General features: G+C 73.5%; 15 protein-coding genes and 1 tRNA gene. 10 read left to right on the top strand and 6 right to left on the bottom strand.

Annotation, left to right across the window (positions count from 1 at the left end):
• The first annotated feature begins 9 nt into the window (after nucleotides 1-9).
• Nucleotides 10-1,125: a PQQ-dependent sugar dehydrogenase gene (locus ACFP3R_RS18145; protein ID WP_380637397.1), complete on the top strand. Its 1,116-nt coding sequence runs from the start codon at nucleotides 10-12 to the stop codon at nucleotides 1,123-1,125.
• Here the strand turns inward: ACFP3R_RS18145 and ACFP3R_RS18140 are convergent.
• Both ACFP3R_RS18140 and ACFP3R_RS18135 read right to left on the bottom strand, forming a co-directional pair.
• Entirely contained in the window at nucleotides 1,122-1,715 is a 594-nt protein-coding gene (locus ACFP3R_RS18140) for a TetR family transcriptional regulator (protein ID WP_380637430.1), read from the bottom strand. The two genes, ACFP3R_RS18145 and ACFP3R_RS18140, sit on opposite strands and share 4 nt — an antisense overlap.
• Nucleotides 1,716-1,832: 117 nt before the next feature.
• Nucleotides 1,833-2,786 (bottom strand): acyl-CoA desaturase, encoded by a 954-nt coding sequence (locus tag ACFP3R_RS18135; protein WP_380637396.1) that lies wholly within the window; start codon nucleotides 2,784-2,786, stop codon nucleotides 1,833-1,835.
• A 195-nt stretch (nucleotides 2,787-2,981) separates the two neighbouring features.
• Between ACFP3R_RS18135 and ACFP3R_RS18130 the strand changes: the two genes are divergently transcribed.
• The 8 genes from ACFP3R_RS18130 to pth all read left to right on the top strand — a co-directional run bounded on the left by ACFP3R_RS18130 (nucleotide 2,982) and on the right by pth (nucleotide 10,846).
• A complete protein-coding gene (locus ACFP3R_RS18130; protein ID WP_380637395.1) occupies nucleotides 2,982-4,079 on the top strand; it encodes an alpha/beta hydrolase family protein in 1,098 nt (365 codons plus the stop codon).
• Nucleotides 4,080-4,313: 234 nt separating this feature from the next.
• A tRNA-Gln gene (locus ACFP3R_RS18125) sits at nucleotides 4,314-4,384 on the top strand.
• Nucleotides 4,355-6,124 (top strand): GGDEF domain-containing protein, encoded by a 1,770-nt coding sequence (locus tag ACFP3R_RS18120; protein ID WP_380637394.1) that lies wholly within the window; start codon nucleotides 4,355-4,357, stop codon nucleotides 6,122-6,124. The genes ACFP3R_RS18125 and ACFP3R_RS18120 overlap by 30 nt, the downstream gene beginning before the upstream one ends.
• Nucleotides 6,125-6,189: 65 nt before the next feature.
• Entirely contained in the window at nucleotides 6,190-7,668 is a 1,479-nt protein-coding gene (gene glmU, locus ACFP3R_RS18115; protein ID WP_380637393.1) for a bifunctional UDP-N-acetylglucosamine diphosphorylase/glucosamine-1-phosphate N-acetyltransferase GlmU, read from the top strand.
• A 13-nt stretch (nucleotides 7,669-7,681) separates the two neighbouring features.
• Nucleotides 7,682-8,653 (top strand): ribose-phosphate diphosphokinase, encoded by a 972-nt coding sequence (locus ACFP3R_RS18110; RefSeq protein WP_380637429.1) that lies wholly within the window; start codon nucleotides 7,682-7,684, stop codon nucleotides 8,651-8,653.
• A 460-nt stretch (nucleotides 8,654-9,113) separates the two neighbouring features.
• Nucleotides 9,114-9,716 (top strand): 50S ribosomal protein L25/general stress protein Ctc, encoded by a 603-nt coding sequence (locus ACFP3R_RS18105; protein WP_380637392.1) that lies wholly within the window; start codon nucleotides 9,114-9,116, stop codon nucleotides 9,714-9,716.
• 58 nt (nucleotides 9,717-9,774) lie between these two features.
• Nucleotides 9,775-10,287, top strand: a complete 513-nt coding sequence (locus ACFP3R_RS18100; RefSeq protein WP_380637391.1) for a DivIVA domain-containing protein — start codon at nucleotides 9,775-9,777, stop codon at nucleotides 10,285-10,287.
• Complete coding sequence (pth, locus tag ACFP3R_RS18095; RefSeq protein ID WP_380637390.1) at nucleotides 10,277-10,846, top strand: aminoacyl-tRNA hydrolase; 570 nt, start codon at nucleotides 10,277-10,279, stop codon at nucleotides 10,844-10,846. Before ACFP3R_RS18100 ends, pth begins: the two co-directional genes overlap by 11 nt.
• A gap of 214 nt (nucleotides 10,847-11,060) precedes the next feature.
• Here pth and ACFP3R_RS18090 read toward each other — a convergent pair whose 3' ends face one another.
• On the bottom strand, nucleotides 11,061-12,713 hold the full coding sequence (locus ACFP3R_RS18090; protein WP_380637389.1) for a fatty acyl-AMP ligase: 1,653 nt from the start codon (nucleotides 12,711-12,713) through the stop codon (nucleotides 11,061-11,063).
• Nucleotides 12,714-12,821: 108 nt separating this feature from the next.
• On the opposite strand from ACFP3R_RS18090, the gene ACFP3R_RS18085 reads away from it, so the two are divergent.
• Entirely contained in the window at nucleotides 12,822-14,009 is a 1,188-nt protein-coding gene (locus ACFP3R_RS18085) for a DivIVA domain-containing protein (RefSeq protein WP_380637388.1), read from the top strand.
• Nucleotides 14,010-14,071: 62 nt separating this feature from the next.
• Here the strand turns inward: ACFP3R_RS18085 and ACFP3R_RS18080 are convergent, their stop codons facing one another.
• From ACFP3R_RS18080 to ACFP3R_RS18070, 3 genes are all read right to left on the bottom strand, one after another.
• On the bottom strand, nucleotides 14,072-15,838 hold the full coding sequence (locus ACFP3R_RS18080; RefSeq protein ID WP_380637387.1) for an ABC-F family ATP-binding cassette domain-containing protein: 1,767 nt from the start codon (nucleotides 15,836-15,838) through the stop codon (nucleotides 14,072-14,074).
• Nucleotides 15,839-15,876: 38 nt separating this feature from the next.
• Complete coding sequence (locus ACFP3R_RS18075) at nucleotides 15,877-16,839, bottom strand: 4-(cytidine 5'-diphospho)-2-C-methyl-D-erythritol kinase (RefSeq protein ID WP_380637386.1); 963 nt, start codon at nucleotides 16,837-16,839, stop codon at nucleotides 15,877-15,879.
• 215 nt (nucleotides 16,840-17,054) lie between these two features.
• Nucleotides 17,055-17,864 carry a MetQ/NlpA family ABC transporter substrate-binding protein gene (locus tag ACFP3R_RS18070; protein ID WP_380637385.1) on the bottom strand — a complete coding sequence of 270 codons (810 nt, stop codon included), beginning with the start codon at nucleotides 17,862-17,864 and terminating at the stop codon, nucleotides 17,055-17,057.
• Nucleotides 17,865-17,886: the final 22 nt, after the last annotated feature.

Here is a 17,886-nt window from a genome sequence, read left to right as displayed (position 1 = left end):
CTGGGCGACATGCGCCGAGTCGTCGGGTTTGCCGCTGTCGTGGTGTTGGCCGGGTGCACGTCGCAGGAGGCCGGCGGCAGCGCCCCCTCCGCCGCCGCGCCCGCCGGTCTCAAGGTCGAGGTCGTGGCGTCCGGCCTGTCCCACCCGTGGGACGTCGGCTTCCTGCCCGACGGGCGGATGCTCGTCCCCCAGCGGCCCGGCCGGATCGCCCTGGTCGACGACGGCGCGGTGACCGACGTCGAGGCCGACCTCGGCGACGTGGCCGCCCGGGGCGAGGGCGGGCTGATGAGCCTGGTCGTGCACCCCGACTTCGACACCTCGAAGAGGTTCACCACCTGCTTCAACACCGACTCGGACGTGCGGCTGGTGACCTGGGTCCTCGACGGGACCAGGGCCACCAGGGTGAAGGACCCGCTGCTCGCCGGCCTGCCGAGCAGCTCCGGCGGGCGGCACTCGGGCTGCCGGATGGCGCTGGACGACGAGGGCCGCCTGCTCGTGGGCACCGGCGACACCGCGCGGGGCGAGGTCCCGCAGGACCTGGGCAGCCTCGGCGGCAAGGTGCTGCGGATCGACCTGGAGACCGGCGAGGGCGCGCCCGGCAACCCGTTCGGCGACCGGATCTACACCTACGGCCACCGCAACATCCAGGGCGTGGCCGTGCGCGAGGACGGCCTGGTCCTCACCGCCGAGCACGGCCCGAGCACCGACGACGAGGTCAACGTGCTCCAGCCGGGCGGCAACTACGGCTGGGACCCGTCCCGCGGCGGCACGACCGGCGGCTACGACGAGAGCGTGCCGATGACCGACCTGGAGCGCTTCCCGGACGCGGTGCCCGCGGCGTGGTCGTCGGGGCAGCCGACCGAGGCGATCTGCGACGCCGCCTTCCTGCGCGGCGCGCGGTGGGGCGACCTGGACGGCGTGCTGGCGGTGACCGCGCTCAAGGGCGAGAAGGTGCTGCTGTTCACCATCACCCAGGAGGGCGGGGTGCACTCGGTGGCGATCCCGCCGGAGCTGGAGGGCACCCACGGCCGGCTGCGCGGCGCCGAGGCGGGGCCGGACGGCGCGCTGTACGTGACCACGTCCAACGGCGAGGACGACGAGGTCCTGCGGATCACCAACGGCTAGCGGTGGCGCAGCCGGGGCTTGTGGTCCATGTGCGACAGGCCGTTCCAGGCCAGGTTGACCAGGTGCGCGGCCACCTCGTCCTTCTTCGGCCGGCGCGCCTCCAGCCACCACTGGCCGGTCAGCGCCACCATGCCGACGAGGGCCTGGCTGTAGAGCGGGGCGAGCTTGCGGTCGTAGCCCTGCCGGGAGAAGTGCAGGCCCAGTATCGACTCGACCTGCGAGGCGATGTCGTTGAGCAGCGACGAGAAGGTGCCGCTGGAGGAGGCGACGGGTGAGTCGCGCACCAGGATGCGGAACCCGTCCGTGGAGCCCTCGATGTAGTCGAGCAGCGCGCACGCGGCCTGTTCGAGCAGTTCGCGCGGGTGCCCGCCGGACAGGGCGTTGACGATGTGGTCCATCAGGGACTGCATCTCGCGGTCCACCACGACCGCGTAGATGCCCTCCTTGCCGCCGAAGTGCTCGTAGACCACGGGCTTGGACACGCCCGCCCGGTGGGCGATCTCCTCGATGGAGGTGACCTCGAAGCCCTTCTCGGCGAAGAGGGCGCGCGCCACGTCGAGCAGCTGTTCCCGACGCTCCTTGCCGGTCATCCGCACCCGGGGGACCGGTGTGTCGTCGCCGCGCCTTCTCCCGACCATTCAGACCACACTAAACACCCACCCCTCGCGCCGGGCGCGAGGGGCGGGTGCGGTAAAGGGGCGTCGAGCTCACTTCTTGGCGGTGATCCGCGCCAGGCGCTGCTCGGTGGGCCAGCGCACGTCCGTCGCCCAGCCGAACTTCTCGAACAGCCAGATCGCCCGCGCGGAGATGTCGAGCTGACCGCGCTTGACGCCGTGCCGCGCGCAGGTCGGGTCGGCGTGGTGCAGGTTGTGCCAGGACTCGCCGAAGCTCAGGATCGCCAGCGCCCACACGTTGGCGGAGCGGTCGCGGGCGGCGAAGGGGCGGTCGCCGACCATGTGGCAGATCGAGTTGACCGACCAGGTGACGTGGTGCAGGAACGCGACGCGCACGAAGCCGGCCCAGAAGAACGCGCTCAGCGCGCCGCTCCAGGACATGGTGATCAGGCCGCCGAGCAGGGCGGGGGCGAGCAGGCTGATCGTGGTCCACAGCGGGAACAGCCGGTCGATCCGGACCAGGTCCTTGTCGGCCAGCAGGTCGGGCGCGAAGCGGGCGGCGTTGGTCTGGTCGCGGTTGAACAGCCAGCCCGTGTGCGCGTGCCAGAAGCCCTTGGCCAGCGCCACCGGGCCGGTGCCGAACAGCCACGGCGAGTGCGGGTCGCCCTCGCGGTCGGAGAACGCGTGGTGGCGGCGGTGGTCGGCGACCCAGACGATCACCGGGCCCTGGAGGGCCATGCCGCCCGCGATCGCCAGCGCGATCTTCAGCGGGCGGTTGGCCTTGAACGAGCCGTGCGTGAAGTAGCGGTGGTAGCCCACCGTCACCCCCATGCCGGCGAGGTAGTAGAAGACGACGAACAGCGCCACGTCCACCCAGCCCAGGCCCCACCCCCAGGCGAGCGGGACTGCGGCGAGCAGGGCCAGGAACGGCACGATGACGAACACGTACACGCTGAACTGCTCGACGTGACCGCGTCGTCCGCTGATCAGCGGCTTGGGCCCGCGGTCGGATCCGTCCTGCGACCTGCTGTCCAGGGTGCTGGTCATACATCTACCTCTTGGGTTCGGGGCTACCTACGGGACCGTAACTTACGCAAGCGTAGGTTGGGTGACCCGATCCCGCCACACCCTGGCGGAAAGTCACGGCGTGTTCCCGGAAGCCGGGCGTGTCGGGCGCGTCGCGGGCATCATGCGGTGGTGGGTTCACCGAACGGTCGGGCACGACGTCGCACCAGGCTCCTCGTGATCACGGTGGTGGTGGTGTCGGTGCTGCTCAGCGCTGGTGCGCTGGGTGGCGGCTGGTACTACAGCGGCGAGCTGCTCGACCCCGCGAACGCGCGCCCCGGTTACCGCGACGAGGTCGTCTCGTCGACCGCCGGAACGGTGGTGTTGCGCGAGTCGAGGGTCACAGCGCTCCCCGGCACCTGGGGCCTCGTCTGGCCGGGCGGCAGCGCGGAGGTCGGCGCGGTCGTGGAGCGCGCCGGGGGCGGGGTGGTGCGCGAGCTGCGGGGCGCGGCGCCGCCCGACGGCACGCGGGTGCGGCTGGAGACGGCCGTGTGGCCGACCGACCCGCGGACCGCGCGCGGCCTGGACTACGCGGAGGTGCCGATCCGGACCGAACTGGGGGACGCGCCCGCGTGGCTGGTGCCCGCGACCTCGTCCACCTGGGTCGTGGCGGTCCACGGCCGGGGCGGGTCGCGGGCGGAGGTGCTGCGGGTCGCGCCCACCCTGCACGCCCTGGGGCTGCCCGTGCTGGCCGTGACCTACCGCAACGACGAGGGCGCGCCGCGCTCCCCCGACGGGCTCTACCACCTGGGCGACACCGAGTGGCGCGACGTGGAGGCGGCGGTGCGGTACGCGCTGGAGCACGGGGCCCGCGAGGTCGTGCTCTACGGGTGGTCCATGGGCGGCGCGGTCGTCGGGCAGTTCCTGGGCCGGTCCGCCCAGGCGGGCGCGGTGGCCGCCGTGGTCCTGGACGCGCCGGTGGTGAGCTGGACCAGGACGCTGGAGCTCCAGTCGCGCGAGCGGGGCGTGCCGAAGGCGTTCGTGCCGGTCGCGGAGCTGGTCTCGGACTGGCGGGCCGACCTGGACTTCGACCGCTTCGACCTGGCCGAGCACCCGCCCGCGCACCGGCCGCCGACGCTGCTGGTCCACGGCGGCGCGGACGGCACCGTGCCGGCGGGCGCGTCGCGGGACCTGGCGGCCGCCGCGCCGGGCCTGGACTGGCCGGTGCGCTACGTCGAGGTGCCCGGGGCCGAGCACACCGCGGCGTGGAACGCGGACCCCGCCGCCTACGAGCGGGTGGTGGCGGGGTTCCTGCGCGCGGAAGTCGTCCGCTGACCCGATCAGGCGATGGTTCGGCCACCCGGGGAGACGATGTCCACGCCTGTTCACCGGGGACCAGGAGTGCATATGCACTGTCCCCCGGACCCCAACTTTGACCCCCTGACCAGTCAGAACACGGTTAGTCATGATCGGGTTACCCAGGGCGTGCCGCCACTTGAGTGGTGCTGCTGACCTCCGAGGGGGACTCGTGACAACATGTCTTCGCGCGGTCGGGGTCAGCCCGGCCGTTCCGCCATGGTGTAAAGGCAGCACCTCGGATTTTGGTTCCGATGGTCCAGGTTCGAATCCTGGTGGCGGAGCGAGGGTCGGGTCGGGGCGTCCGGGTCGGCCGCCCTGCGTCTGCATGGGGGTGGGGGTCGCTGCACGGGGAAGCGGTCGACGAGCAGGGCAACGTGGCGCCGACGCTCCACGAGATGTCCGACGCGTGGCTGGTGGGCCGCGCCAGCGAACTCGTGGCCGTGGCCCAGAGCAGCCACCTCTCTGACCAGCTCGACGCCGCCCACGAGGTCGACGACATCCTCGCCGAGGCCCAGGGCCGCGGTGAGCCCCGGATCGTCGGCCAGCTCCTGCGCGCGGCCGCGGTGGTCCGGATCGTCACCCCCGGCCTGGTCGACCTGTCGGACTCCGTCCTGGACGAGATGCTGGCGCACTGCCGCCGGCACGGCCTGGTGGTGCTGGAGGCCGAGGCGCACGCGCTGCGCGGCCGCCGCTACCTGCTGGGCGGGTTCGAGGACAAGGCGCTCACCGAGGTCGCCGGCGGCCTGGCCATGCTGGAGGAGAACCTCACCCCCGACCCGGTGATGGACAAGCGCACCTGGGACCGGCTGCTCGCGTCCGCGCTCCAGACCACCGGCCTCGTGCTCACCCAGCTGGGCGTCTACGAGATGGCCGACGAGGTGCTGGCCCGCGCGCACAACGCGATCCGCGACAGCGCCAACCCGCACCTGATCTACGTGCACCTGGTCAACCGGGCCCGCCTGCTCATCGGCTGGGGCCTGCGCCTGGAGCGGGTGGACAACCTGGGCGAGGCGACCGAGCGGTTCGCCACCGCCTCGGCCATCGCCACCGCCTCCGAGCTGCCGTTCCGCGAGTCGCTGCACCCCGGCAGGCGCGACCGCTCCGCCGCCGAGCAGGTGCCGGTGATCGGCGCGGCCCACGCGCTGGCCAAGCCGGGGGCGGGGCACATCTCGCGGCTGTGGACGCTGCGCGAGCTGGCCATGTACGCGCGGGAGCTGATCATCGTCTCCATCGCGCTGGCCCGCTGCCTGGAGATGGAGGAGCTGCCGCAGCAGGCGCTCCAGGTCCTGCACGACGCCCGCGGCCGGCTGGAGCACGACACCTCCGAGCCGACCCTGATGCTGTGCCTGACCCGCGAGTTCGCCCGCATGTCCGGCCCCCGCGGCGAGCGCACGATCTCCGCCCTCCAGACCTACGCCAACGCGCTGGAGGTCGAGCTGTGGCTGATGCAGGAGGCCCGCACGGCCACCCTGCTCACCCGCCGCGACCACGAACGGCTGACCCGGGCGCACGGCGCGATCGCCCAGCAGGCGCTCCAGGACCCGCTCACCGGCCTGCCCAACCGCCGCGCCCTGGACGACCGCCTCGACGCGCTCATCAGCGCCCAGACCCACCCGATGGCCATCGCGCTGGTGGACCTCGACGGGTTCAAGGTGGTCAACGACAAGTACTCGCACGCCGAGGGCGACAACGTCCTGCGCGTGATTGCCAGCACACTCCGGAGTGCCCTGCGGGGTGACGACCTGGTGGCCCGGTACGGCGGCGACGAGTTCGTCGTGCTGCTGCCCGGCGCGCCGCTGCACGCCGCCGAGGCGGCCCTCGGCCGGGCCGTGGATGCCGTCGCGGAGCTGCCTTCCGACCTGTCCAGGGGGGTCACGCTGTCGGTCGGCGTGATCTCCGTGCGCCCCCTTGAGGCCGCCCACGCGGCCCTCGCCCGAGCCGACTCCGCGATGTACGCGGCGAAGCGCAGAGGTGGCTGCCGGGTTGCCGCCGTGGAGGGCGAGCCCTCCTCGGAGGCTTAGTATCAACACCTGGCGGGAGCCAGGTCTCTCCCGCCGCCAGGCACGCCTAGCTAGGGAGAGCGCTGATGCTTGAGGGTGTTCCCACCCCGGTCAGCACCATCGTCCTCGCGGCGGGTGAGGGCACCCGCATGCGCTCAGCCGTCCCCAAGGTCCTGCACCGCATCGCGGGCCGCTCCCTCGTGGAGCACGCGGTGCGCGCGGCCGCCGGGACCGACCCCGATCACCTGGCCGTCGTGGTCGGGCACGGCCGCGCCGCGGTCACCGGGCACCTCGACTCGCTGTCCACCGCGCTGGACCGCAAGGTCACCGTCGCGGTGCAGGAGGAGCAGAAGGGCACCGGGCACGCGGTCGGCTGCGGCCTGGCCGAGCTGCCCGCGGACCTCGGCGGCACCGTCGTGGTGACCTACGGCGACGCGCCCCTGCTGGACTCCGACACCCTGCGCGCCCTGCTCGCCGAGCACGGCGGGCGGGGCAACGCGGTGACGGTGCTGACCTCCGTGGTCGCCGACCCCACCGGCTACGGCCGGATCGTGCGGTCGGCCGCCGGCGAGGTGGAGGCCATCGTCGAGCAGAAGGACGCCACCGAGGCGCAGCGCGCGATCGCCGAGGTCAACTCGGGCGTGTACGCGTTCGACGCGGCCGTGCTGCGCGACGGGCTGTCCCGGCTGTCCACCGACAACGCCCAGGGCGAGCTGTACCTGACCGACGTGCTCACCATCGCGCGGTCGGACGGCCGGCGCGTGGGCGCGCTCGTCATCGACGACCCGTGGCTGGTCGAGGGCGTGAACGACCGCGTGCAGCTGGCGCGGCTGGGCGCGGAGCTGAACCGCCGCCTGGTCGAGGCCGCGATGCGCGCGGGCGCGACCGTGGTCGACCCGGCCACCACGTGGCTGGACGCCGACGTGCGGCTGGGCCGGGACGTGCTGGTCGAGCCGGGCGTGCAGCTGCGCGCGGGCACGGTCGTCGGCGAGGGCGCGGTCGTCGGCCCGGACACCACCCTGAGCGGGTGCTCGATCGGCGCGGGCGCGACCGTGGTGCGCACCCACGGCAGCGGCGCGGAGATCGGCGCGGGCGCCTCCGTCGGCCCGTTCGCCTACCTGCGGCCGGGCACCCGGCTGGGCGCGGACGGCAAGATCGGCACGTTCGTCGAGGTCAAGAACTCCGACATCGGCACCGGGTCGAAGGTCCCCCACCTGAGCTACATCGGCGACGCCACCATCGGCGAGCACTCCAACATCGGCGCGGCGAGCGTCACGGTGAACTACGACGGCGTGCGCAAGCACCGGACCACGATCGGCTCCCACTGCCGCACCGGCTCGGACAACATGTTCGTCGCGCCGGTGACGGTCGGGGACGGCGCCTACACCGGCGCCGGGACCGTCGTGCGGCGCGACGTGCCGCCGGGCGCCCTGGGCGTGTCGGGCGGACCGCAGCGCAACCTCGACGGCTGGGTGATCACCCGCAGGTCGGGCACCGCCGCCGCGGAGGCGGCGGAGCGCGCCCTGTCGCCCGACAATGCAGGCACAACCGACGGAGGGCGCTGACGTGAACCCCACGATGGCCGGGACGCCGAAGAAGAACCTGATGCTGTTCGGGGGGCGGGCCTATCCCGAGCTGACCGAGCAGGTCGCCAAGCACCTGAACGTGTCGATCACCCCGCAGTCGGCCTACGACTTCGCCAACGGCGAGATCTTCGTGCGCTTCGAGGAGAGCGTGCGCGGCTGCGACGCGTTCGTGGTCCAGTCGCACTGCGCCCCCATCAACCAGTGGCTCATGGAGCAGCTGATCATGGTGGACGCGCTCAAGCGGGCCTCCGCCAAGCGCATCACCGTGATCATGCCGTACTACCCGTACGCGCGGCAGGACAAGAAGCACCGCGGCCGCGAGCCGATCTCCGCGCGCCTGGTGGCCGACCTGTTCAAGACCGCCGGGGCCGACCGCCTCGTGTCGGTCGACCTGCACACCGCGCAGATCCAGGGCTTCTTCGACGGCCCGGTGGACCACCTGTGGGCCATGCCGCTGCTGGCCGAGCACATCCGCGACAAGTACGCGGGCCAGGAGCTGACCGTGGTGTCGCCGGACGCGGGCCGCACCAAGCTGGCCGAGAAGTGGGCGGACACCCTGGGCGGCACGCCCATCGCGTTCATCCACAAGACCCGCGACCCGCTGCGGCCGAACGAGGTCGTGGCCAACCGCGTGGTCGGGCAGGTCAAGGACCGCCTGTGCGTGGTGATCGACGACATGATCGACACCGGCGGCACCATCACCAAGGCGGTCGAGCAGCTGCTGGCCGAGGGCGCGTCCGACGTGGTCATCGCGGCCACCCACGCGATCCTGTCCGGTCCGGCGGTGGAGCGGCTGCGCGACTGCGGCGCCCGCGAGGTCGTGTTCACCGACACGCTGCCGATCCCGGCCGAGAAGCGGTTCGACGCGCTGACCGTGCTGCCGATCGCCCCCCTGCTGGCCCGGGTGATCCAGGAGGTCTTCGAGGACGGCTCGGTGACGTCCCTGTTCGACGGCAACGCCTGACGCGGCGCGCCGCGAGGGGCCCCGACCGCCGGTGCGGTCGGGGCCCCTCGCTCGTCCACGGGCGCGGCGCGGGTGTGCTGTTCGGTGCGGGTGCGGGTGCGGGTGCGCGGTCGGTGGTCGGCCACTTCGCCGGCCCGGGTTCACCACCCGTTCGGAGCACCACCCGAATGGCCCGACAGCACTGGACAGCGCGGCCGGAACGCCCACCTGAAGTCGAGCTGAACAGGGGGTTTCACCGGCGGGTGGCGGGGAAACAACCCCCGGTTGGGACTCGTCGCGGGTCCGGCTTACACTGGTCGGGTTGCCTCGGCGAGGGCGAGCTCCAAGCTCGGCGTGATCGACGCGGCGGTGTTGTGATGCCGCGCGTGTCCACCATCCGCGCGCACCCGCCGCCGCAGGCCGACAAGCCCCCGCTCCTCGCCAGCCCGACGTCAGGCCATACCGTTAGGAGAGCCCCACCGTGTCCGAGGTCCGTCTCGCCGCAGAACAGCGCACCGAGTTCGGCAAGGGCGCCGCCCGCCGCACCCGCCGCGCAGGCAAGATCCCCGCGGTGCTCTACGGCCACGGTTCCGACCCGAAGCACCTGGCCCTGCCGGCGCTCGAGTTCGCCCGTGTCGTCCGCGAGCACGGTCACAACGCAGTGCTGACGCTGGACATCGACAACGCCAGCGAGCTCGCGCTGACCAAGACCGTCACCACCCACCCCATCAAGAACTACATCGAGCACGTCGACCTGCTGCTGGTGCAGCGGGGCGAGAAGGTCACCGTCGAGGTGCCCGTGGTCGTCACCGGCGAGCCCGCCTCGGGCACGCTGGTCCAGCAGGACCTGACGACCGTCCAACTGGAGGTCGAGGCCCTCAACATCCCCGACCAGGTCGAGCTGTCCATCGAGGGCGCCGAGGCCGGCACCCAGGTGCACGCCTCCGACCTGACCCTGCCGCAGGGCGCCACCCTGGCCACCGACCCGGAGGCCATGGTCCTCGCGATCGGCGCCGCGCCCACCGCCGAGCAGATGGAGGGCGGCGACGCCACCGAGGCCGGCGAGGCCGGCGAAGAGGACTGAGCCCATCACGTCGGGCAGTTCTGACGGCACGCCTCCCCCGCCTCACGGCTGGGGCGGCGTGCCGTTCCCGTACCTCAGCCCGGCGCAGGTGCGCTCGACGCGGTTCCCGCACAAGCGCGGCAAGGGCTACGACCCGGCGCAGGTCGACGCGTTCGCGCTGCGCATCGCCGACTCGCTGGCGGGCCGCGTGCCGCTGCACCCCGACCAGGTGCGCGGGGCCGTGTTCACCGAGGTGCCCGGCGGGTACGACCAGCGCGCCGTGGACGCCTTCCTGACCGCCCTGGAGCAGCAGCTGCGCAGCGGCCACGTGCCGCCGACCAGCCTCCAGAGCGGCGAGGCGCTGCTGGCGGTGAAGCTGGCGAGGTCGTCGAACGGCTACGATCGCGGCGAGGTCGACGCGTTCCTCGGCCGGGCCGCCGCGACGCTGGACGGCCGGGGCCGGATGACCTCGGTCGAGGTCCGCCACACCAGGTTCAGCACCACGTCGGGGCTCCGGCGCGGGTACCGGGTGGACGCGGTGGACGCCCTGTTGGACGAGCTTGAGCAGGAGTTGCGGTTCCGTGGCCGATGACGTGCACCTGGTCGTGGGGTTGGGCAACCCGGGCCCCAAGTACGAGGGCAACCGCCACAACGTCGGCTTCCTCGTGCTGGACGTGCTCGCCGACCGCGTGGGCGGCCGGTTCAAGGCGCACCGGGGCGGCGCGGAGGTGCTGGAGGGCCGGTTGGCCGGGCGCCGGGTCGTGCTGGCCAAGCCGCGCGGCTACATGAACACCTCCGGCGGGCCGGTGGCCGGCACCGCGAACTTCTACAAGGTGCCGCCCGCGTCGGTCGTCGTGGTGCACGACGAGCTGGACCTGCCGTTCGGCACGGTGCGGCTCAAGCTCGGCGGCGGCGAGAACGGGCACAACGGCCTGCGGTCGATCACGAAGTCGCTGGGCACCAAGGACTACCACCGGGTGCGCTTCGGCATCGACCGGCCGCCGGGTCGGATGGACCCGGCCGACTACGTGCTGCGCGACTTCTCGGTGGTGGAGCGCAAGGAGCTGGCGTTCGAGCTGGACCGCACGGCCGACGCCGTCGAGGCGCTGCTGGAGCTGGGGCTGGAAGGCGCCCAGAACAAGGTGCACTGAACAAGGTGCACTGAACAAGGTGCACTGAACAAGGTGCACTGAACAAGGTGCACTGAACGAGGCGCGCTGAACCGAGGCGCCCTGAACGAGCGCCGTCGGCGCCCGAAGCGGGCTGGCAGGTGCCAGACCTCACCCGCGGGGCGCGGTCCAGGGGTGGCCCCTCGACCGCGCCGCCACGTGCGCGAGTGCCCGCCGCGCCGCCGTCACCCCGCCGTCACCCCGCGGCAGGCACCAGGACCGCGGCGGCCGAGCGGCGCAGCTTGCCCGAGGGCGTCTTCGGCAGGCTGCCGGGCTTGAGCACGACCACCGAGTACGGCCGCAGCCCGACCGCGTCCACGACCCGCGCGCCGATCTCCTTGGCCAGCACGCGCACCGCCTCGTCGTCGCCCGCGAACCTCGACTCCACCACCACGGCGAACCGCTCGCGCCGGGTGCCCGCGTCCAGCCGCACGGCCACCGCGTTGCCCGCGCGCACGCCCTCGACGGAGGTCGCGGCGCGCTCGATGTCGGTGGGGTAGATGTTGCGGCCGCCCATGATGATCACGTCCTTGCGGCGCCCGCAGACCACCACCTGGCCGTCCACCACGTAGCCCTCGTCGCCGGTGTCGAGCCAGCCCTCGTCGTCGCGGGTGGCCCGCGGGCCGTCCACGGTGAGGTAGCCGGGGGTCACCGCCTCGCCGCGCACCCGCAGCCGGCCGACGCGCCGCTCCCCGAGCGCCTCGCCCGCCTCGTCGACGACCCGCACCTCCAGGCCCGGCAGCGGCGGCCCGAGCAGCGGGAACGCCCGCGCGTTGGGGTGGTCGGCCGGGACCGGGGCGGCGTGCTTGCCCGCCTCCAGCTCCTCCGGGTCGACCACGTCCACCGCCATGCCGGTGAACACGGGCGCGAACGCCACGCCCAGCGTCGTCTCCGCCATGCCGTAGGCGCACAGGATGCTCTCGGGGCGCAGGCCGAACCGCTCGCCCTCGTCGGTGAACGCCGTCACCGCGGCCGGGTCGATGGGCTCGGCGCCGTTGAGCGCGATGCGCAGCCTCGACAGGTCGTACGCGCCGTCGTCCACGCCCCTCATGCGGCGGGCCGCGATGGCGTAGGCGAAGTTCGGGGCGGCGGTGATGGTGCCGCCGTACCGGCTGATCAGGTCGGGCCACAGGGTGGGGCCGGCGAGGAAGTCGACCGGGGTGACCTTGACCAGTTCGAGGCCGAACAGCATGGGCACGGTCAGGAAGCCGACCATCCCCATGTCGTGGAACAGCGGGAGCCACGACACCATCACGTCGTGCTCCGGGTCCAGCTCGGCGGCGGTCCACATGGCCTCGGCGTTGGACCACAGGTTGCCGTGGGTGATCCGGACGGCCTTCGGGTCGGCGGTGGAGCCGCTGGTGAGCTGGAGCAGGGCGGACGCGTCCTCGTCCACCCCGACCGGCGCGGGCAGCGGCTCGCCGTCCAGGTCCTCGATCCGGCGGTAGGCGACGCCGTGCCGGTCGAGCACGTCGGCCAGGGCGTCGAACGGCGCGCCCAGCAGCACCAGCTCCGCGCCGATCATGCGCAGCACGCGCAGGGTGTCCTCGGCCCACTCGGCCAGGTCGGTGCGGGCGGTGGGCTGGTGCAGCATGGTGGTGCTGCCGCCCGCGAGCCACACCGCCTGCACGGCGGGCGCGATGGCCGCCGGGTCGCCCGCGAGGACCGCGACCGCCGCGCCCCGCTCGACGCCGCCCGCCACGAGCGCCCCCGCCGCGCGGGCCGCCCGCTCGTGCACCTCCAGCCACGTCCGGCGGACCGGGGTGCCCGGCTCCCCCGTGGTCATGCCCTTGTCGCGCCCCCGGGCGCCCGCGGCGGTTGCCACCATCGTGTCCACGAACCGGCTCATGACCGTCAGGGTAGAGCGATCCGGTGGGCTCATTGAGCCGATAGGGCGAAACATCCGGCCCATCGGCCCGCGATACTCCCCGGTACACCACACGGAGGAGGTAACCGGGTGACCGGGTTCGACTCGCGTCAGCACACGCCGGCACACCCGGCGCCGCTGCTGAGCGCCCGGGACCTGCGGCAGGTCTCCTTCCACCGCCCGCCGCCCGGTCGACCGGGGTACGACGAGGGCCAGGTGGACGCCTTCCTCGACCGGATCGAGGAAACCCTGCTCGGTCGGGACGACGTGACCGAGCGGGACGTGCGCCGGGTCCGGTTCAGACCCGCGCTGCCCGGTTACCACGCGGCCGAGGTGGACGCGTTCATGGACCTCGTCGCGGACACCCTCGGCTCCACGCCGCAACGCCGCCAGGCGTCCGCGCCCGCCATCGGCGCGCACGCCACGTCCACCGGGATGCGCCCCGCGCCGCGGCTGACGCCCGAGGACGTGCGCGGCGTGCGGTTCCACAAGCCCAGGCCCGGCAACCGCGGGTACCACGAGGGCCAGGTCGACGCGTTCCTGGACCGGATCGAGGAGACGCTGGCGGGCCGGGACGTCCTGACCGCGACGGAGGTCCAGGACAGGGAGTTCGACCACGCGCCGCCGGGCACGGTCGGCTACGACGAGGACGACGTGGACACGTTCCTCGACCTGGTCGTGGTGACGCTGGAGCGCACCCCGCCCCCGCCGCCGACCCGGCCGCGACCGGGGCCGGGCACCCGGCCGCTGACCGCGCGGGACGTGCGCACGGTGTCGTTCGGCAAACCGCCGCGCGGGCGGCGCGGCTACCTGGAGTCCCAGGTGGACAGGTTCCTGGACCGCGTCGAGAACACCATGCTGGGGCAGGACGACCTGACCGCGGGCGAGGTGCGGGAGGTCCGCTTCAGCCGCCCCGTGTTCGGCCGGCGCGGGTACGACGAGAACGAGGTGGACGCGTTCCTGGCGCGGGTGGAGAAGCAGCTCACCGAGGGTCCGCCGCGACCGGCCGCGCTGCCCCCGATCACGTCGTGGAAGCAGCTGCGGCAGCTCAAGATCCCCCTGGCGGGCCCCGCGGCGCGCGGCTACCGGACGTCCCAGGTGGACCGGGTGCTGGAGGAGGTCGGCATCGCGCTGGACGGCATGGTCGGCGCGTCGGCGGCGGAGGTGGCCAAGACCCGGTTCGCCCAGTCGCTGATGACCGGGCAGGGCTACGACTGCGCGTTCGTCGACGAGCTGATGCCGCTGCTGGTGGCGGAGCTGCGCCGCCGGGGGAGGTAGGGGCGCGCGGCGGGGTCGTCCCGTCGTGGGGCCCCGCCGGCGCGCCTCAGCCCTCCACGACCTCAGCCCTCCACCGCCTCCGCCGCCTCCAGCCACCGGGCCTCGACGTCCTCCGCCTCCGCCAGCACGGCCTTCAGCTCGGCGTCCAGGGCCAGCAGCCGCTCGGGGTCGGTGGCCGCCCCCGCCAGCTTCGCGTGCAGGTCGGTCTCCTTCTTCTGCAACGTCTCCAGCCGCCGCTCCAGGCGGGCCAGCTCCTTGCGCGCCGCGCGCTGGTCGGCGCCCGTCGTCGGGGCCGCCGCGGGCTTCGCCGCCGGGACCGCGACCTCCAGCTGCCGGTCGCGCCGCCGCAGGTACTCCTCGATGCCGCCGGGCAGGTCGGTCAGCCCGCCGTCGCCGAGGAGGGCCACCACCTGGTCGCACACCCGCTCCACCAGGTACCGGTCGTGGGAGATGACGACCAGCGTGCCGGGCCACGAGTCGAGCAGGTCCTCCAGCTGCTGGAGGGTGTCGATGTCCAGGTCGTTGGTCGGCTCGTCGAGCAGCAGCACGTTCGGCTCGGCCATCAGCAGCCGGCACAGCTGGAGCCGCCGCCGCTCGCCGCCGGACAGGTCGCCGACCGGGGTCCACTGCCGCTGCGAGGAGAACCCGAACCGCTCGGCCAGCTGCGAGGCCGACATCTCCTGCTTGCCCAGCACCACCCGGCGGGCGATCTCCTCGACCGCCTCCAGCACCCGCATCGAGCCGTCGAGGTCGTGCAGCTCCTGGCTCAGGTGCGCGAGCTTCACCGTCTGGCCCTGGACCCGGCGGCCCGCCACCAGCGGCTGCTCGCCGGCCAGCGCCCGCAGCAGCGTGGTCTTGCCCGAGCCGTTCACGCCGACGATGCCGACCCGGTCGCCGGGCCCGATGCGCCACGTCAGGTCGCGCACCAGCACGCGGTCCGGCACGGCGAGCGTGGCGTCCTCCAGCTCCAGCACCGTGCGGCCCAGGCGGCGCTTGGCGAAGGCCAGCAGCTCCACCGAGTCGCGCGGCGGCGGCACGTCCGAGATCAGCGCCTCGGCCGCCTCGATCCGGTAGCGCGGCTTGGACGTGCGGGCGGGCGCGCCGCGGCGCAGCCACGCCAGCTCCTTGCGGGCCAGGTTGCGGCGCTTCTCCTCGGCCGTGTCGGCCAGGCGGGCGCGCTCGGCCCGCGCGAAGATCCAGTCGGCGTAACCGCCCTCGTACTGCTCGACCCGGCCGCCCGTGACCTCCCACGTCCGGCTGCACACGGTGTCCAGGAACCACCGGTCGTGGGTCACCACGACGAGGGCGGTGCGCCGGGCCAGCAGGTGGTCGGCCAGCCAGCGCACGCCCTCCACGTCGAGGTGGTTGGTCGGCTCGTCCAGGACCACCAGGTCCAGGTCGCGCACCAGCGCCGCGGCCAGCGCGACCCGCCGCCGCTCGCCGCCGGACATGGTGCCCACCGGCGAGTCCAGCCCGAAGCCGGTGATGCCCAGGCCGTCGAGGATGGAGCGGACCCGCGCGTCCGCCGCCCACTCGTGCTCCGCGCCGTACCCGAGGGGGTCGAGCACGGCGTTGCGCACGGTCGAGCCCTCGGCCAGCTCGGTGCGCTGCGTGACCACGGCCATGCGCAGGCCGCGGTTGCGGCTGACGCGCCCGTCGTCCGGGTCGGCGACGCCGGCCAGCACCTCCAGCAGCGTGGTCTTGCCGCCGCCGTTGAGGCCCACCACGCCGATCCGGTCACCCTCGCCGACGCCGAGGGACACGCCGTCGAGCAGCGGGCGCACGCCGAACGACTTGGACACGTTCTCAAGATTGACCAGGTTGGCCACTACCAGCACCTTCGTCGAGACGGGCGGAACGGTCGAGCTCAGGCGTGCACTTCCGGCGGGGTCGGCCGGGGCTCCTCGGTGCCGATCACGCGGGCGCCGTGCACCGGGCCCTGCGCGACGCGCACCGTCCGGCACACCCCCGCGCCCGCCAGCTCGGCCGCCACCCGGACCGCCGAGTCGCCGTCCGTGCACAGGAACGCGCAGGTGGGGCCGGACCCGGACACCATGCCGGCCAGCGCGCCCGCGTTCACGCCCGCGCGCAGCGTGCGCCGCAGGTTCGGGCGCAGCGACACCGCCGCGGCCTGGAGGTCGTTGCCCAGCAGCAGCGCGAGCTGCCGCGGGTCGCCGGACGCCAGGCCCTCCAGCACCGCCTCCGCGTCGCCGACGCGCGGCGGGTCGCCGTCCGCGCGCAGCCGGTCCAGCTCGTCGAACACCTCGGGGGTGGCCAGGCCGCGCCGGTCGAAGGCGAGCACCCAGTGGAACGGGTGGCGCGCCAGCACGGGCACGATCCGGTCGCCGCGGTCGGTGCCCAGCGCGGTGCCGCCGTAGAGGGCGAACGGGACGTCCGCGCCGATCTTGGCGGCCAGCCCGGCCAGCTCGTCCCGGGAGACCTCCAGCCGCCACAGCGAGGACAGGCCGACCAGCGTCGCGGCCGCGTCCGCGCTGCCGCCCGCCATGCCGCCCGCGACCGGGATGGACTTGCGGATCACCACCCGGACCTTCGGGTCCTCGGGGTCCCGGCCGACGTGCTCGGCCAGCACCCGCACCGCCCGCCAGGCCAGGTTGGACGCGCCGGTGGGCACCGAGTCGGCGCCCTCGCCGTGCACCTCCACCCCGGGGTCCTCGGCGATGGCGACGGTGACCTCGTCGGTCAGCGACAGGGCCTGGAAGATCGTCACCAGGTCGTGGTAGCCGTCCGCGCGCGGATCACCCACGGCCAGGTGCAGGTTGACCTTGGCCGGGACGCGGACGGTGACCGGGGGCGGGACGACAGCGAGCACGCCCTGAAGCCTACGGGCGTCCCGGGGGTGCCCGCGCCCACCCACCCCTGACCAGCACCGGATCCCCCGAACGCTCAACTCGGGGGTCCCGAACGTACGACACGACAGTCCCGAACGTACGACTCGCGCGAGTCGTACGTCCGGACCCCGCGAGTCGTACGTTCGGACCCCGCGAGTCGTACGTCCAGGACCCCCGAGTTACACGTTCAGGACGGTCAGACCGGGAGGACCGAGCCCGAGAAGGTGGCGGCGATGTAGTCCTTGACCTGCTGGGACTGGAGCAGGGCCAGCAGGTCCCGGACGCGCCGGTCGTCCTTCAGCTCGGCGCGGGTGACCAGGCCGTTGGCGTTGGGGTTGCCCTCGGTCTCCTCCAGCGCCAGGGCGTCGTCGGCCGGGTTGAGGCCCGCGTCGATGGCGTAGTTGCCGTTGATCACGGACGCGTCGGTGTCGTCGAGCGAGCGCGGCAGCTGGGCGGCCTCCAGCACGACGAACTCCAGGTTCTTCGGGTTGTCCTCGACGTCCCGGACCGTCGCGGTCCTCTCGGTGCCCGCCTTCAGCTTGATCAGGCCGTTGGCCTGGAGCAGCTGGAGGCCGCGCGCCTCGTTGGTCGCGTCGTTGGCCACCGCGATCCGCGCGCCGTCCGGCAGGTCGGCCGCGGCCCGGTGCCTGTTCGAGTACAGGCCCAGCGGTTCGAGGTGCACCGGGCCGATCCACTCCAGGTCCGCGCCGCTCTCGGCCTTGAACGTGTCCAGGTACGGCACTGTCTGGAAGTAGTTGGCGTCCAGCGACCCGTCGACCAGCGCGGTGTTCGGCTGCACGTAGTCGGTGAACTCCACCACCTCGATCCTCAGGTCCTTCGAGGCGGCCAGGTTCTCGGCCACGTACTTCAGCACCTGGGCGTGCGGGACGGGGCTCACGCCGACCTTCAGCGGCGCGCCCGGGTCGGAGGCGGCGCCGGTCGGCTCACCGCTCCCGCAGCCCGCCGCGGTCAGCAGCACGGCCAGCAGGGCAGCACGGATACGCATGTCGTTCCTTCGGGGAGAGAGG

It is taken from the genome of Saccharothrix lopnurensis (assembly GCF_042658445.1).
In the GTDB taxonomy this organism is placed as follows: Bacteria; Actinomycetota; Actinomycetes; order Mycobacteriales; family Pseudonocardiaceae; genus Actinosynnema; species Actinosynnema lopnurensis.
Note: the sequence above shows the minus strand (reverse complement) of the source record. Positions and strands in the feature narration are given on the sequence as shown.